The 12,781-nt window shown below is 70.4% G+C and carries 14 protein-coding genes and 1 pseudogene; 11 read left to right on the top strand and 4 right to left on the bottom strand.

The features are described 5' to 3' along the window. Nucleotides 1-46: 46 nt before the first annotated feature. From ttcA to ACK4SG_RS09430, 4 genes are all read left to right on the top strand, one after another. Nucleotides 47-994 carry a tRNA 2-thiocytidine(32) synthetase TtcA gene (gene ttcA / locus ACK4SG_RS09415; protein ID WP_409601483.1) on the top strand — a complete coding sequence of 316 codons (948 nt, stop codon included), beginning with the start codon at nucleotides 47-49 and terminating at the stop codon, nucleotides 992-994. Between the two features lie 66 nt (nucleotides 995-1,060). Further along, complete coding sequence (locus ACK4SG_RS09420; protein WP_409601484.1) at nucleotides 1,061-1,963, top strand: recombination-associated protein RdgC; 903 nt, start codon at nucleotides 1,061-1,063, stop codon at nucleotides 1,961-1,963. A 49-nt stretch (nucleotides 1,964-2,012) separates the two neighbouring features. Then, the gene (locus ACK4SG_RS09425; protein ID WP_409601485.1) at nucleotides 2,013-2,810 is read left to right on the top strand and encodes a M48 family metallopeptidase; all 798 of its coding nucleotides are present in this window, start codon (nucleotides 2,013-2,015) and stop codon (nucleotides 2,808-2,810) included. A gap of 50 nt (nucleotides 2,811-2,860) precedes the next feature. Then, nucleotides 2,861-3,361 carry a hypothetical protein gene (locus tag ACK4SG_RS09430; protein WP_409601486.1) on the top strand — a complete coding sequence of 167 codons (501 nt, stop codon included), beginning with the start codon at nucleotides 2,861-2,863 and terminating at the stop codon, nucleotides 3,359-3,361. A 22-nt stretch (nucleotides 3,362-3,383) separates the two neighbouring features. Here the strand turns inward: ACK4SG_RS09430 and ACK4SG_RS09435 are convergent, their stop codons facing one another. Both ACK4SG_RS09435 and hemH read right to left on the bottom strand, forming a co-directional pair. Then, a complete protein-coding gene (locus tag ACK4SG_RS09435) occupies nucleotides 3,384-4,241 on the bottom strand; it encodes an alpha/beta fold hydrolase (RefSeq protein ID WP_409601487.1) in 858 nt (285 codons plus the stop codon). Then, nucleotides 4,241-5,209, bottom strand: coding sequence for a ferrochelatase (hemH, locus tag ACK4SG_RS09440; RefSeq protein ID WP_409601488.1), 969 nt, complete (start codon nucleotides 5,207-5,209; stop codon nucleotides 4,241-4,243). The genes ACK4SG_RS09435 and hemH overlap by 1 nt, the downstream gene beginning before the upstream one ends. Nucleotides 5,210-5,315: 106 nt before the next feature. On the opposite strand from hemH, the pseudogene ACK4SG_RS09445 reads away from it, so the two are divergent. From ACK4SG_RS09445 to tatC, 4 genes and pseudogenes are all read left to right on the top strand, one after another. Further along, nucleotides 5,316-6,131: pseudogene (locus ACK4SG_RS09445) on the top strand (lipid-binding SYLF domain-containing protein); the annotation flags it as partial. 42 nt (nucleotides 6,132-6,173) lie between these two features. After that, nucleotides 6,174-6,386, top strand: a complete 213-nt coding sequence (gene tatA, locus ACK4SG_RS09450; RefSeq protein WP_409601489.1) for a Sec-independent protein translocase subunit TatA — start codon at nucleotides 6,174-6,176, stop codon at nucleotides 6,384-6,386. Between the two features lie 18 nt (nucleotides 6,387-6,404). Beyond that, nucleotides 6,405-6,701: a Sec-independent protein translocase protein TatB gene (gene tatB / locus ACK4SG_RS09455; RefSeq protein ID WP_409601490.1), complete on the top strand. Its 297-nt coding sequence runs from the start codon at nucleotides 6,405-6,407 to the stop codon at nucleotides 6,699-6,701. Then, nucleotides 6,691-7,437 (top strand): twin-arginine translocase subunit TatC, encoded by a 747-nt coding sequence (tatC, locus tag ACK4SG_RS09460; protein WP_409601491.1) that lies wholly within the window; start codon nucleotides 6,691-6,693, stop codon nucleotides 7,435-7,437. The genes tatB and tatC overlap by 11 nt, the downstream gene beginning before the upstream one ends. Before the next feature lie 10 nt (nucleotides 7,438-7,447). Here the strand turns inward: tatC and ACK4SG_RS09465 are convergent, their stop codons facing one another. Then, on the bottom strand, nucleotides 7,448-8,374 hold the full coding sequence (locus ACK4SG_RS09465) for a hypothetical protein (protein WP_409601492.1): 927 nt from the start codon (nucleotides 8,372-8,374) through the stop codon (nucleotides 7,448-7,450). 43 nt (nucleotides 8,375-8,417) lie between these two features. Continuing rightward, complete coding sequence (locus ACK4SG_RS09470) at nucleotides 8,418-9,146, bottom strand: glutamine amidotransferase (protein ID WP_409601493.1); 729 nt, start codon at nucleotides 9,144-9,146, stop codon at nucleotides 8,418-8,420. A 73-nt stretch (nucleotides 9,147-9,219) separates the two neighbouring features. On the opposite strand from ACK4SG_RS09470, the gene glyQ reads away from it, so the two are divergent. From glyQ to ACK4SG_RS09485, 3 genes are all read left to right on the top strand, one after another. Further along, complete coding sequence (gene glyQ, locus ACK4SG_RS09475; RefSeq protein WP_409601494.1) at nucleotides 9,220-10,152, top strand: glycine--tRNA ligase subunit alpha; 933 nt, start codon at nucleotides 9,220-9,222, stop codon at nucleotides 10,150-10,152. After that, on the top strand, nucleotides 10,149-12,221 hold the full coding sequence (gene glyS / locus ACK4SG_RS09480) for a glycine--tRNA ligase subunit beta (RefSeq protein WP_409601495.1): 2,073 nt from the start codon (nucleotides 10,149-10,151) through the stop codon (nucleotides 12,219-12,221). The genes glyQ and glyS overlap by 4 nt, the downstream gene beginning before the upstream one ends. Before the next feature lie 75 nt (nucleotides 12,222-12,296). Further along, nucleotides 12,297-12,758 carry a bacteriohemerythrin gene (locus ACK4SG_RS09485; RefSeq protein ID WP_409601496.1) on the top strand — a complete coding sequence of 154 codons (462 nt, stop codon included), beginning with the start codon at nucleotides 12,297-12,299 and terminating at the stop codon, nucleotides 12,756-12,758. The last annotated feature ends 23 nt before the right edge of the window (nucleotides 12,759-12,781 follow it).

Consider the following 12,781-nt stretch of genomic DNA (forward strand, 5'->3'; position numbering starts at 1 on the left):
ATAGCGCGTCCGTCGGACGCCGGCAGGCGGGTAAAATGGCAGCCAGATGAACACCCCCGCCCCCCAGCCCGCCGACCTTGCGCCCATCCTGCCGAAGCGCAAGCACCAAGCCGACAAGTTGGCCAAGCGCCTGCGCCACCAGGTGGGCAAGGCGATCGCCGATTTCGGCATGATCGAGGACGGCGACAAGGTCATGGTCTGCCTGTCCGGCGGCAAGGACAGCTACACGATGCTGGACGTGCTGCTGCAGCTGCAGAAGAAGGCGCCGGTGGCTTTCAGCATCACCGCGGTCAACCTGGACCAGAAACAGCCGGGCTTCCCCGAGCACGTGCTGCCGGAGTACCTACGCTCGATCGGGGTGGACTTCCACATCCTCGAGCAGGACACCTACTCGGTGGTCAGCCGGGTGATCCCGGAAGGCAAGACCCTATGCTCGCTGTGCTCGCGGCTGCGCCGCGGCGCGCTGTACACCTACGCCGAGCAGAACGGCTTCACCAAGATCGCGCTGGGCCACCACCGCGACGATCTGGTGGCCACCTTTTTCCTCAACCTGTTCTTCCACGCCAAGCTCAGCGGCATGCCGCCCAAACTGCTGAGCGACGACGGCAAGCACGTGGTGATCCGCCCGCTGGCGTACGTGCGCGAGGCCGACATCGAGGCCTACGCCGAGGCAAAGGGCTTCCCGATCATCCCCTGCAACCTGTGCGGCTCGCAGGAGAACCTGCAGCGCAAGCAGGTGAAGAAGATGCTGGCGCAGTGGGAAAAGGAGACGCCCGGTCGCATCGAGACCATCGCCCGCGCGCTGGGCGACATCCGCCCGTCCCAGCTCAGTGATCCGAAGCTGTTCGATTTCCTGTCCCTCGGCAGGCGCGGCGACGCGGCACTGCCCGACGCGCACGCCTGGCTGGCCGGCACCCCCGGCGCGCCCGAGCCGGTGGCGATGGCGCTGCATCCCGTGCGCAACCACGACGGCCTGGACATCCTGAAGTCCTGACCTCCGCCGGCGCGCGCACTCTCTTTCCGGCCGCCCGCCTGGCGCGGCCCTTCCACAGGATTCCCGATGTTCTTCCGCAACCTCACGCTGTTCCGCTTCCCGTCCTCGCTCGACCTGTCCGACCTCGAACCGCAGCTGGCGGAATGCGCGCTCAAGCCGGTCGGCCCGCTGGAACTCTCCTCGCGCGGCTTCGTCGCGCCGATGGGCCAGCATCACGATGGCTTCCAGCATCTGTGCGACGGCGCGCGCTGGCTGACCGTGGGCGGCGAGGACAAACTGCTGCCCGGCGCGGTGGTCAACGACCTGCTGCAGAAGAAGCTGGCCGCGATCGAGGAGAAGGAAGGCCGCAAGCCGGGCGGCCGTACCCGCAAGCGGCTGAAGGACGAGCTGATCACCGAGCTGCTTCCGCGCGCGTTCGTGCGCCCGGTGCGCACCGACGCGCTGCTGGACAGCCAGCTGGGCGTGATCGCGGTGGACACCTCCTCGCGCAAATCGGCCGAATCGGTGGTGTCGGAAGTGCGCCGCGCACTGGGCAGCTTCCCGGCGCTGCCGCTGAACGCGGAAGTGGCGCCGCGCGCCATCCTCACCGGCTGGCTGGCCGGCGACCCGCTGCCGGACGGCCTGGCGCTGGGCGACGAGTGCGAGCTGCGCGACCCCACCGATACCGGCGCGGTGGTGAAGATCCAGCGCATGGAGCTCTCCGGCGACGAGATCGGCAAGCACCTCGAGGCCGGCAAGCAGTGCACGCGGCTGGCGCTGGTGCTGGACGACCACGTCAGCTTCGTGATCGGCGAAGACCTGATCGTACGCAAGTTCAAGCTGCTGGACGGCGCGGTGGACCAGATGGAGTCCACCGAACACGACGATATCGTGGCCGAGCTGCAGGCCCGTTTCGCGCTGATGGCCGGCGAGTTCAAGCGCCTGTTCGCGGTGCTGGAAAAAGCGTTCAAGCTGAGCAAGGCGGACTGAGGCCGCGCGTCGGCCACGCCGAAGAAAACCGCCGGCGTACACTCGGCCCATGCGTTCCCTGTTCCGCCTGCTCACGCCCGCGCGCGCCGCGCCGAAAGCGCCTGCGATCCAGCGCGACCGGCTCGCCTTCCTGCTCGACGACGGCCGCGAAGTCACGGTGCTGCGCGTGCGCGACCCGCGCGCGCGGCGGATCCGGCTGTCGGTGGACGAGCGCGGCGCGCGGCTGACGCTGCCGCTGCGCGCCAGCCTGGTGGCGGGCAACCGCTTCCTGCGGGAACACCACGATTGGCTGGCGGGGCAGCTCGCGGCACAGGCGAACGTGGCCGGCACCGGGCTGGTGCACCAAGCAACCGCCGCGCTGCCGCTGCGCGGCGTTGAGCTGCCGCTGCGCTGGGACGGCGGCCGCGCGACGCGACTGGCCCTCGACGCCGACGGCAGCCTGCGGTTCACTGCCCCGGCCAGCGCGGGCAATGCCGCCCTGCGCCGCGCGCTGCGCGATTTCTACGAAGCCGAAGCGCGTGCCGACACCGGGCGCTGGCTGCCGCGCTACCTGGCGGGCCTGCCGCGCTCGCCGCGGCGGATCGTGTTCAAGCGCACGTCGTCGCTGTGGGGCTCGCTGGCGCCGGACGGCACCCTGGCGCTGGACCTGGCGCTCGTGCTCGCGCCCCCGCCGGCCTTCGAATACGTGCTCGTGCACGAGCTTTGCCATCTCCTGCACGCCAACCACTCGCCGCGGTTCTGGGGCGAAGTCGAAGCCCGCTATCCGGACTGGCGGGAGCAGCGCGATTACCTGCGTGGCGAAGGCCGCGGCCTGAAAGGGCGACTGCGCCAGCTGCTGGCCGGCTGAACGCCTATCACGCGTTTTCCGGTCTGCACCCCAAACACGGAAACGCACGAATGCCCAGCCATCGCATCCTCCTCGCCCTGATCGCCGCCACCGCCGTCCTGCCCGCCTGCAAAAAGGCGCAGGATGCGGCCGTGGAAGCGGCCGTCGAACGTGCCACCGGCGCCAAGGTGGACAAGGACGGCAACACCGTGACCGTGCAGACCGACAAAGGCGAGATGCGGATCACCACCGCCGCCGATGGCACGGCCGTGGCATTACCGACCGACTTCCCCACGGACCTGTACCTACCGACACCGCACAAGGTGGAAAGCGTGATGGCGATGGGCAGCGCGCACATGGTGAACCTCACCACGTCGATGGCAACGGCCGACGTACATGCCGGCGTGGTGGATGCCATGCAGCGTGGCGGCTGGACGCAGGCGCTGGCCATGCAGACCGGCGAGGGCAGCACGCTGGCCTACCGCAAGGACAAGCGGCAGGCGTTCTACCAGCTGGTCAAGCAGGACGACGGCGGGACCCAGCTGGCCATCCGCGCCGCCAGCGACGAGTAACTTCCCGCCAGACAGTGGGCGACTACGCGCCCGCGAAAAAGTCCGCGATCACAGCCGCCACCGGTTCCGGCTGCTGCATGTGCAGGTGGTGGCCGCCGGGCAAGGCGAGCATGCGACCCTGCGGCAGCAGGGCCGTGCGGCGACGGCGCTCCTCATCCGGCAGGTACGGCTGGGCGGGTTCCGCGAACACGGCCAGCGCGGGGCAGACGATGGCGGCGATGATGGCGTCCACCTGCGCCTGCGTGTAGCGCATCAGCGAGGGCAGGGTCAGGCGCGGGTCGCTGCTCCAGACAAAGCCGCCCGGCACCGCGCGCACCCCGCGCTCCACCAGCAGGCGCAGGCGCTCCGCATCCAGCCCACTGCCGGGCACGCGGCCGGCGTGCAGGCGCGCACGCACCGCGGTGTCGATATCGGGGAACACGCGCAGGCGCTTGTCGGCAAGGGTGCGCTGCGCGGCGACGGCCTCGCGCAACCGCGCGGCTGCCTGCGTCGGCGGCTCCGCCAGCGCGCCGAGCATTTCGATGGCCACCAGCCGCTCGACGCGGTCGGGACAGGCCGCCGCCACCAGGCTGGCGATGCCCGCGCCCATGGAGTGGCCGAGCAGGTGGAAGCGGTCCCAACCCAGCGCATCGGCGGCGTCCAGCACCGCGGCGATGGCAACGCTGAACGAATACTCCGCGCCGGCCGACAGGTGTGCGCTGCGGCCGTGCCCGGGCAGATCCAGCGCGACCAGGTCGAAGCCGCGCAGGTACGGCGCCATCGGCAGAAAGCTGGCGGCGTTGTCCAGCCAGCCGTGGAGGGCCAGCACGCGCGGCCCGCGGCCGTCGTTGCGCAGACCGGCGAGGCGGCCCAGCGCGACATCGAAACCAACCTCGCGCATCAGGCCCAGCCCGCGTCGCCTTGCGCCAGCGCGGCCAGCGCATCGGCATGCGCGTCACCCGCGTTCAGACAGGGAATGTAGCGCAGCGCCTCGCCACCGGCGGCGCGGAAGGCGGCGTCGTTCTCCACCGAGATCTCTTCCAGCGTCTCCAGGCAGTCCACCGCGAAGCCGGGACAGACCACGTCCACCCGGCGCACGCCCTCGCGCGCCAGCGCTTCCAGCGTTGGCTGGGTATAGGGCTCCAGCCAGCGCTCGCGGCCGAAGCGGGACTGGAAGGTCAGCAGCAGTTCGTCGCGCGGTACGCCCAGCGCCGCCGCGATCGCCCGCGCGCTGGCCTCGCACTGGTCGGCATAGGGGTCGCCGCCGTCCACCAACCGGCGCGGAATGCCGTGGAAGGACAGCAGCAGGCGCTCGCCGCGGCCATGCGTGGCCCAGTGCGCGCGGATCGACGCGGCCACCGCCGCGGCCCAGCCGGCATCCACGTGGTAGTCCTGCAGCACCTCGACCTGCAGGTCGCCCGCCGCGGCGACCACCGCGTCCACCACGCTGGCGGTGGTGGTGGTGGAGTACTGCGGATACAGCGGCAGCACGCGGACGCGGCGCACCCCCGCAGCCCGCAGGCCATCGAACGCCGCCGCCATCGACGGCTCGCCGTAGCGCATCGCATGCACCACCCGCCAGCCCGGCAGGCGCGCGCCCACGGCACGGGCCAGGGCAGCGGTGTGCACCGCCAGCGGCGAGCCGCCCTCCATCCAGATCTGTGCGTACTTGTGCGCCACCTTCGGGCTGCGCAGCGGCAGGATGATGAAATGCAGCAGCGGGCACCACAGCCAGCGGGTCAGCTGCACCACCCGGTAGTCGTGCAGGAACTGCGCGAGGTAGCGGCGGACCGCCGGGGCGGTGGGCGCCGCCGGGGTGCCAAGATTGACCAGCACCAGGGCCGGCGCGGAATCGTGCGGGGTCGACATGGCCATAGGATCGCATGGCGCGTGCCTGCCACGCGTTGACTTAATATCGATTCATCCCGGCCGCGCCACGATGCGGCATTGCCACACTCATTCCCTGGAGGCCCCGATGCGTGCAACCCCGCGACGCCTGACCCTTGCCCTGGCCGTGCTGCTTGCCGCCGGAACCGTCGCTGCCGGCGCCCGCGAGGACGTCCGCGCCGAGGACGCCGTGCGCGTGGTCAAGCAGATCCAGGCCATCCCCGAGTCCGCCATCCCGGACCGCCTGCTGGACGAGGCCAAGGCCATCGTGGTGGTGCCGGACACGCTCAAGGCCGGCTTCATGCTGGGCGGCCGCCGCGGCCTGGGCCTGATGGCGGTGAAGCAGCCAAACGGCACCTGGTCGAACCCCGTGTTCGTGAAGCTGTCCGGCGCCAGCTTTGGCCTGCAGGCCGGCGTGCAGTCGGCCGACGTGATCCTGGTGTTCCGCAGCGAGCGCGGCCTGGACAACATCGTCAACGGCAAGTTCACCCTTGGCGCCGACGCCGGCATCGCCGCCGGCCCGGTGGGCCGCAACGCCGCGGCCGCCACCGACGGCGCACTGAAGGCCGAGATCTGGTCGTGGTCGCGGGCGCGCGGGCTGTTTGCCGGCGTGGCGCTGGACGGCGCAGTTCTGCAAATCGACCACGGTGCCAACCGCAGCGTGTATGGCGACGGGGTGACGCCGCGCATGGTGTTCGAGGGCCGTGCCCCGCGGCCGGCATCCGCGGCCATCGTCGGTTTCCGCGATGCGCTGGAGGAAGCCACCGCGGCGGCCCGCTACGCACGCCGCGCCAGCACTGCGCCCGCGGCCCCGGCAGCCCCCCCGCCGGCCGGCGCCAGCGTGCAGCCGCTGGATGCCGGCAACCCGGCCACCACCACCCCGCTGCCGCCGGCCACCAAGCCGTAAGCTAGAATCCACGTTCTTTCCCACGTCAACGGTGCACCCATGGGCGGCTTCAGCATTTGGCACTGGCTCATCGTGCTGGTCATCGTGCTGCTGGTATTCGGCACCAAGCGCCTGACCTCCGGTGCGCGCGACCTCGGCAAGGCCGTGCACGAATTCAAGAAAGGCATGCAGGGCGAGGACGAGGACAAACCGGCCGCGCAGATCGGCGAAGACAAGCCGTCCTCGCCCGACCGCGACGACACGGCGCGCTGACGCCACCGGGCGGCACCGGTGTTCGATTTCTCATTCGGCGAACTGCTGGTCGTCGCCCTGGTGGCGCTGATCGTGCTGGGCCCGCAGCGTCTGCCCAAGGCCGCGCGCCTGGCTGGACTGTGGGTGCGCAAGGCGCGCGCCCAGTGGCACGTGATGCGCAACGAGCTGGAGCAGGAGCTGGCCAGCGAGGAACTGCAGCGCAGCCTGCGCGAGAGCCAGCAGGCGCTGCGCGAGGCGCAAGCCCAGCTGCAGGACATGAACCCACCGCCCGCCGCCGCTCCGCCACCGACCGACGAGGCACGCCGTGACGACTGAGGCGCCGGACAGCGAGCGCCCGCTGATCACGCACCTGCTGGAACTGCGCCTGCGCCTGCTGCGCGGCGTGGCCGGCCTGGGCGTGGCGCTGGCCTGCCTGCTGCCGTTCGCCAATCGCCTGTACGCGTGGCTGGCGCAGCCGCTGCTGGACAAGCTGCCCAAGGGCGGCCAGCTGATCGCCACCCAGGTCGCCTCGCCGTTCTTCGCGCCCATGAAGCTGGCTTTCTTCGCCGCGCTGATGGTGGCGATGCCTTGGCTGCTTTACCAGCTGTGGGCCTTCGTCGCGCCCGGCCTGTACCGCCGCGAGAAGCGCCTGGCCCTGCCGCTGCTGACGTCCGCCCTGGTGCTGTTCTATGCCGGCTGCGCGTTCGCCTACTTTCTGGTGCTGCCGATGGTGTTCGGCTTCCTGGCGCGCGTAACTCCCGCGGGGGTGGCGATGATGACCGACATCAGCGCCTACCTGGATTTCGTGCTGGTGCTGTTCCTGGCGTTCGGGCTGGCGTTCGAGCTGCCGGTGGCACTGGTGATCCTGGCCCTGCTGGGCTGGGTGACGCCGGACCAACTGCGCGAGGGGCGCGGTTACGCGATCGTGGGCATCTTCATCATCGCCGCCGTGGTGACCCCGCCCGACGTGATCAGCCAGCTGATGCTGGCGATCCCGATGTGCCTGCTGTACGAAGCCGGTATCCTCGCCGCGCGCGTCGTCACCCGTCCACCCGACGCCGCCCGCGCCTGAGCCGCGGGGCTCAGGCCTCGAAGCCGTGCACCTGGGAGGCGACCGGCGGCACGGTGCCATCACCGAACGTATCGCGCCAGGCCAGGTAAGCCGCCCCCACCACCAGCACCAGCGTCACGGCGGCAAAGCCAAGCATGGTCAGCGCCAGCAGCAGCCCGCCGATGACCGGATGCAGCGCCCCGCCCAGCACCGCCAGCAGGCTGGCCAGCAGCGCCGCCACCAGCGCCGCCACCAGCAGCGCGCCGACGAACAGCACGCCGGCCAGCAGGTTGGCGCCGACGTTGGCCACCGAGGCGCGCAGGGCATCGCGCAGGGCCTCGCCCAGGCGGCGGCCGGAGAACAGCATCAGCGGGATGGCGAACAGCATCATCGCGTAGCTGAAGTAGTTGAAGACCAGCTGCACCAGGAACAGCAACCCGGCATGCCGGGGCTCCGGCGGCACTGGCGTGGCGCCCTGCATCGCGGCCTGCATCGCCTGCAGGTAGTCGCGCCAGTAGTCACTGCCAGCCACCGCCACCATCAGCACGCCGCCGGCCACCGCCAGCGCCACCTGCACCACCCCCAGCCACGCCAATCGGCGGCCGGGGCCACTGTGCAGCGGCGCGAACACATCGCGGGCGCGCACCGGGCGCCCGGCCTCCGCCTCGCGGATCACGTGCATCAGGCCGCCCAGCAGCACCGGCACCAGGAACATCAGCGCCAGCGTCAGCGGTACCGCCACGGCCATCACCAGGCCGAGGTCCGGCGCCTGCCCAGCGGCGCGGTTGCCCGCCACCAGCAGCCCGGTCAGCAGCGCCATCACCAGCGCGGCCGCATACAGCGCGACGATCGCCAGCGCCGCGGCGCCGAACACCGCGCGCGGGTTCTTCGCACCCAGATCGATGGCTTGACGGAACCACGCCAGCCCTTGGCTGGCCGGCAATCTGCGAATGTCCATGCTGCACCTCGAAAAGAGAGGAACAGGATACCGGAGCGCTGGCTCAGCGCCGGGCGTGGCGGACGAAGCGACGCAGCACCGCGCGGGCGTGCGGGGTCGCGCGCACCGCGGCGGCCATCTGGCGACTGTCGCGGCCCTCGCCAGCCAGCGCGTCGGCGCGGGCGTGGATGTAGCCGCGCATGTGGCCGGCGCTGAACTCCGGATGGAACTGCACGCCCCAGGCGCGCTCGCCCCAGCGGAAGGCGTGGCAGGCGTCGTGGTCGTTGCGGGCAAGCACAGTGGCACCGGGTGGCGGCTGCAGCACGCTCTGCAGGTGGGTGGCCTGCGCGGCGAAGCGCGTCGGCAGCCCGGCGAACAGCGGGTCGCGGCCGGCCTGCGGGTGCAGGTCGATGTCCACCGTGCCCATCTCGCGGCCGCGCGGGTTGTCGCCAACGGTGCCGCCCAGCGCGTGCGCGATCAGCTGGTGCCCGTAACAGATACCCAGCAGCGGCAAGCCGGCCTGCGCCGCCTCGGCCAACCACGCCGCGCTGCGTTCGCTCCAGTCGCGACGCTCGGTGACCATTGCCGCCGAGCCGGTCACGATGACGCCGGCAAAGCCGTCGCGCGCCGGCAGCGGCTCGCCATTGGCCACATCCACCACCACGGCGTCATCGCGGTCGAGGCCTGCGGCCACCCGGATCCAGTGGGCGAAGCTGCCGTGACGGCGCATCGAGGCCGCCGGCACGCCGGTCTGCAGGATCAGGAAGGGGACACACGCGGCGGCGTCAGGCATGGCAGGCAGGCAGCGGAAAGGAGAGCAAGCGCGGCATTTATACTATCCGGCCACCTCGCCGTGTTCCCTGCAGATGGCCGCCGACCGCGTTCCGATCACTTTCCAGCAACTCGTCTCGCGCCTCAACGCCTACTGGGCGGAGCAGGGCTGCGTGCTGATCCAGCCGCTGGACCTGGAAGTGGGTGCAGGCACCTTCCACCCCGCCACCTTCCTGCGCGCGCTCGGGCCGGAACCGTGGAACGCCGCCTATGTGCAGCCCTCCCGCCGCCCCACCGACGGCCGCTACGGCGAGAACCCCAACCGCCTGCAGCGCTATTACCAGTTCCAGGTGGTGATGAAGCCATCGCCCGACAACATCGTCGCGCTGTACTTCGACTCCCTGAAGGCGCTGGGCATCGACCCGCTGGTGCACGACCTGCGTCTGGTCGAGGACAACTGGGAATCGCCCACGCTGGGCGCCTGGGGCCTGGGCTGGGAGGTCTGGCTGAACGGCATGGAGGTGACCCAGTTCACCTACTTCCAGCAGGCCGGCGGGCTGGAGTGCCGCCCGGTGCTGGGCGAGATCACCTATGGCCTCGAACGCCTGTGCATGTACCTGCAGAACTGCGACAACGTCTATGACCTCATCTGGACCTATGGCCCGGACGGCCTGCCGGTGACCTACGGCGATGTCTATCACCAGAACGAGGTCGAGCAGAGCGCCTACAACTTCGAGCACGCGGACGTGGCCGAGATGTTCCACCGCTTCGACGCCTGCGAGGCGGAAGCGATGAAGCTGGTCGAAGCCGGCCTGCCGCTGCCGGCCTACGAGCAGGTCACCAAGGCCAGCCACAGCTTCAACCTGCTGGATGCGCGCCGCGCGATCTCCGTGACCGAGCGTCAGCGCTACATCCTGCGCGTGCGAAAACTGGCGCAGGCGGTGGCGGAGGCGTATTACGCGCAGCGAGAAAAACTCGGGTTTCCCGGCCTGAAGCGCCCCGCCACCCATCCGGAGGCCGCGGCATGAGCATGCAACCGTTGCTGATTGAACTGGGCACCGAGGAGTTGCCGGTCAAGGCGCTGCCGGGGTTGGCGCAGGCGTTTTTCGATGGCGTGATCGCTGCGCTGGAGAAGCGCGGCATCGCCGTCGAGCACGGCGATGCCAAGCCGCTGTACTCGCCGCGCCGGCTGGCGGTGCTGCTGCCGGGCGTGGCGGTGGAACAGCCGCCGCAGACCTCCGAAGTGCTGGGCCCCTACCTCAACATCGCGCTGGACGCAGAGGGCCAGCCCACCAGGGCGCTGCAAGGCTTCGCCGCCAAGGCCGGGGTGGACTGGACGCAGCTGGAGAAAGTCGCCGACGCCAAGGGCGAGCGCTTCGTGCATCGCGCCACCACGCCGGGGGCGCTGACCCTGGACCTGCTGCAGGGCGTGCTGGACGACGCGCTGGCCGCGATGCCCATTCCCAAGCCGATGCGCTGGGGCGACCACGCCTACGGCTTCGCCCGCCCGCTGCACTGGCTGGTGGCGCTGCTGGGCAGCACCGTGGCCAATGTGCAGGCGCTGGGCATCCGCGCCGGCCGGCAGTCGCGCGGCCACCGCTTCCACGCGCCGGGCGACGTCGCCATCGCGCAGCCGCAGGACTACGTGGAAGCGCTGCGCCAGGCGTTCGTGCTGGTCGATCCCGACGAGCGCCGCGCGCGCGTGGTCGCCGAGGTCGAAGCCGCCGCACGCCATGCCGGCGGCAGCGCGCGCATCGACGCCGACAATCTGGAGCAGGTGAACTGCCTCAACGAATGGCCGGTGGCGGTGGCCTGCACCTTCGAGCGCGACTTCCTGGCGGTGCCGCAGGAAGCGCTGGTCGAGACGATGGAGGCCAACCAGAAATTCTTCCCGGTGCTGGACACGCAGGGCCGGCTGACCGAACACTTCATCGGCATCGCCAACATCGAATCCAAGGACCCTGCAGAAATCCGCAAGGGCTACGAGCGGGTCATCCGCCCGCGCTTCAGCGATGCCAAGTTCTTCTTTGACGAGGACCTGAAGCAGGGCCTGGAATCGATGGGCGAGGGCCTGAAGGCCGTCACCTACCAAGCCAAGCTGGGCAGCGTGGCCGACAAGGTGGCGCGCGTGGCGGCGCTGGTGGAGACCATCGCCGCGCAGGTCGGCGCCGACCCGGCACAGGCCCGGCGCGCGGCGCAGTTGGCCAAGAACGACCTGCAAAGCCGCATGGTCAACGAGTTCCCCGAGCTGCAGGGCATCGCCGGCCGCTACTACGCGCAGCACGCGGGCGAGCCGGACGCGGTGGCGCTGGCGATCGACGAAGCCTACCGCCCGCGCTTTGCCGCCGACGACATCGCGGCATCCATGCTGGGCAAGGTGCTGGCCATCGCCGAGCGCCTGGATACCCTGGCCGGCGGCTTCGCCGCGGGCCTCAAGCCGACCGGCAATAAGGACCCGTTCGCGCTGCGCCGCAATGCGCTGGGGCTGGCGCGGACGATCATCGAGAGCGGGTTCGAACTCGACCTGAAGGCGCTACTGGCAAAGGCGAATGAAGCGCTGGCAACACGGAACGTGCAGGCCGACCCGTCGGAGCTCTACGACTTCATCCTCGACCGCCTGCGCGGCTACTACGCCGACAAGGGCGTGCCGGCCTCGCACTTCAACGCGGTCGCGGAATGGAAGCCCGCCTCGCTGTACGACTTCGACCGCCGCCTCGATGCCATCGGCACCTTCGCGCAGCTGCCGGAGGCCGCCGCGCTGGCCGCCGCCAACAAGCGCATCGGCAACATCCTGAAGAAGGCCGACATCGCCATCCCGGGCATGGAAGACCCGGCGCTGATGACCGAAGCGGCCGAGCGTGCGCTGGCCGAGGCGGTGGAAGCCGCCTATGCGGAAACCGGTCCGGCGCTGGCGCGTGGCGACTACGTGGACGTGCTGTCGCATCTGGCGCGACTGCGCCCGCAGGTGGACGCGTTCTTCGACGCGGTGATGGTCAACGCCGACGACCCGGCCGTGCGCGGCAACCGCCTGGCCCTGCTGAAGCGGCTGGCGGACCGCCTGAGCAGCGTAGCGGCGATCGAGCATCTGTCCGCCTGACCCGACTTTGATCGCGGTCAACACGCACGTCGGCATGCGGACCTAAGGTGCCCGGAAAATTTTCCGGAGCACCCCATGGCCCTGCTTGTGTGGCAAGCCGAACTCGACACCGGCATCGATGTCATCGACCAGCAGCACCACCGCATCGTGGCGCTGATCAACCAGCTCGCCGAGGCGACCACCCGCGACGACCAGGCGGCCGTGCTGGAGGAGCTGGTCGACTACACCCTCTCGCACTTCGCGTTCGAAGAAGAGCTGATGGAAGAGTCCGGCTACACCTTCGGGCCGGCACACAAGCGCGTACACGAGATGTTCGTGCGCCGCGTCAGCGAATACCGCATGCGGTTTGACGCGGGCGAGGACATCGCCGGCGAACTGAAGGGCATGCTGGCGCGCTGGCTGTTCAACCACATCCGCGGCGACGACAAGTCCTATGCCCGGCACGTGCGCCATTACCTGGACACCTACAAGCGGCCGCGCCAGGGCGGCACCCACGACGGCTGGCTCAAGCGCAGGATCAAGGCCTGGCTGCAGTAAGCGGTCGCGGCGGCGCGCACTGA

The sequence above is a fragment of the Thermomonas sp. genome, assembly GCF_046293095.1.
Taxonomy (GTDB): Bacteria; Pseudomonadota; Gammaproteobacteria; order Xanthomonadales; family Xanthomonadaceae; genus Thermomonas.

Excerpts from the sequence above, each read along its gene's own strand:
- ttcA (WP_409601483.1), top strand. The coding sequence starts at position 47 with ATGAACACCCCCGCCCCCCAGCCCGCCGACCTTGCGCCCATCCTGCCG.
- ACK4SG_RS09420 (WP_409601484.1), top strand. The coding sequence starts at position 1,061 with ATGTTCTTCCGCAACCTCACGCTGTTCCGCTTCCCGTCCTCGCTCGAC.
- ACK4SG_RS09425 (WP_409601485.1), top strand. The coding sequence starts at position 2,013 with ATGCGTTCCCTGTTCCGCCTGCTCACGCCCGCGCGCGCCGCGCCGAAA.
- ACK4SG_RS09430 (WP_409601486.1), top strand. The coding sequence starts at position 2,861 with ATGCCCAGCCATCGCATCCTCCTCGCCCTGATCGCCGCCACCGCCGTC.
- ACK4SG_RS09435 (WP_409601487.1), bottom strand. The coding sequence starts at position 4,241 with ATGCGCGAGGTTGGTTTCGATGTCGCGCTGGGCCGCCTCGCCGGTCTG.
- hemH (WP_409601488.1), bottom strand. The coding sequence starts at position 5,209 with ATGTCGACCCCGCACGATTCCGCGCCGGCCCTGGTGCTGGTCAATCTT.
- tatA (WP_409601489.1), top strand. The coding sequence starts at position 6,174 with ATGGGCGGCTTCAGCATTTGGCACTGGCTCATCGTGCTGGTCATCGTG.
- ACK4SG_RS09465 (WP_409601492.1), bottom strand. The coding sequence starts at position 8,374 with ATGGACATTCGCAGATTGCCGGCCAGCCAAGGGCTGGCGTGGTTCCGT.
- ACK4SG_RS09470 (WP_409601493.1), bottom strand. The coding sequence starts at position 9,146 with ATGCCTGACGCCGCCGCGTGTGTCCCCTTCCTGATCCTGCAGACCGGC.
- glyQ (WP_409601494.1), top strand. The coding sequence starts at position 9,220 with ATGGCCGCCGACCGCGTTCCGATCACTTTCCAGCAACTCGTCTCGCGC.
- glyS (WP_409601495.1), top strand. The coding sequence starts at position 10,149 with ATGAGCATGCAACCGTTGCTGATTGAACTGGGCACCGAGGAGTTGCCG.
- ACK4SG_RS09485 (WP_409601496.1), top strand. The coding sequence starts at position 12,297 with ATGGCCCTGCTTGTGTGGCAAGCCGAACTCGACACCGGCATCGATGTC.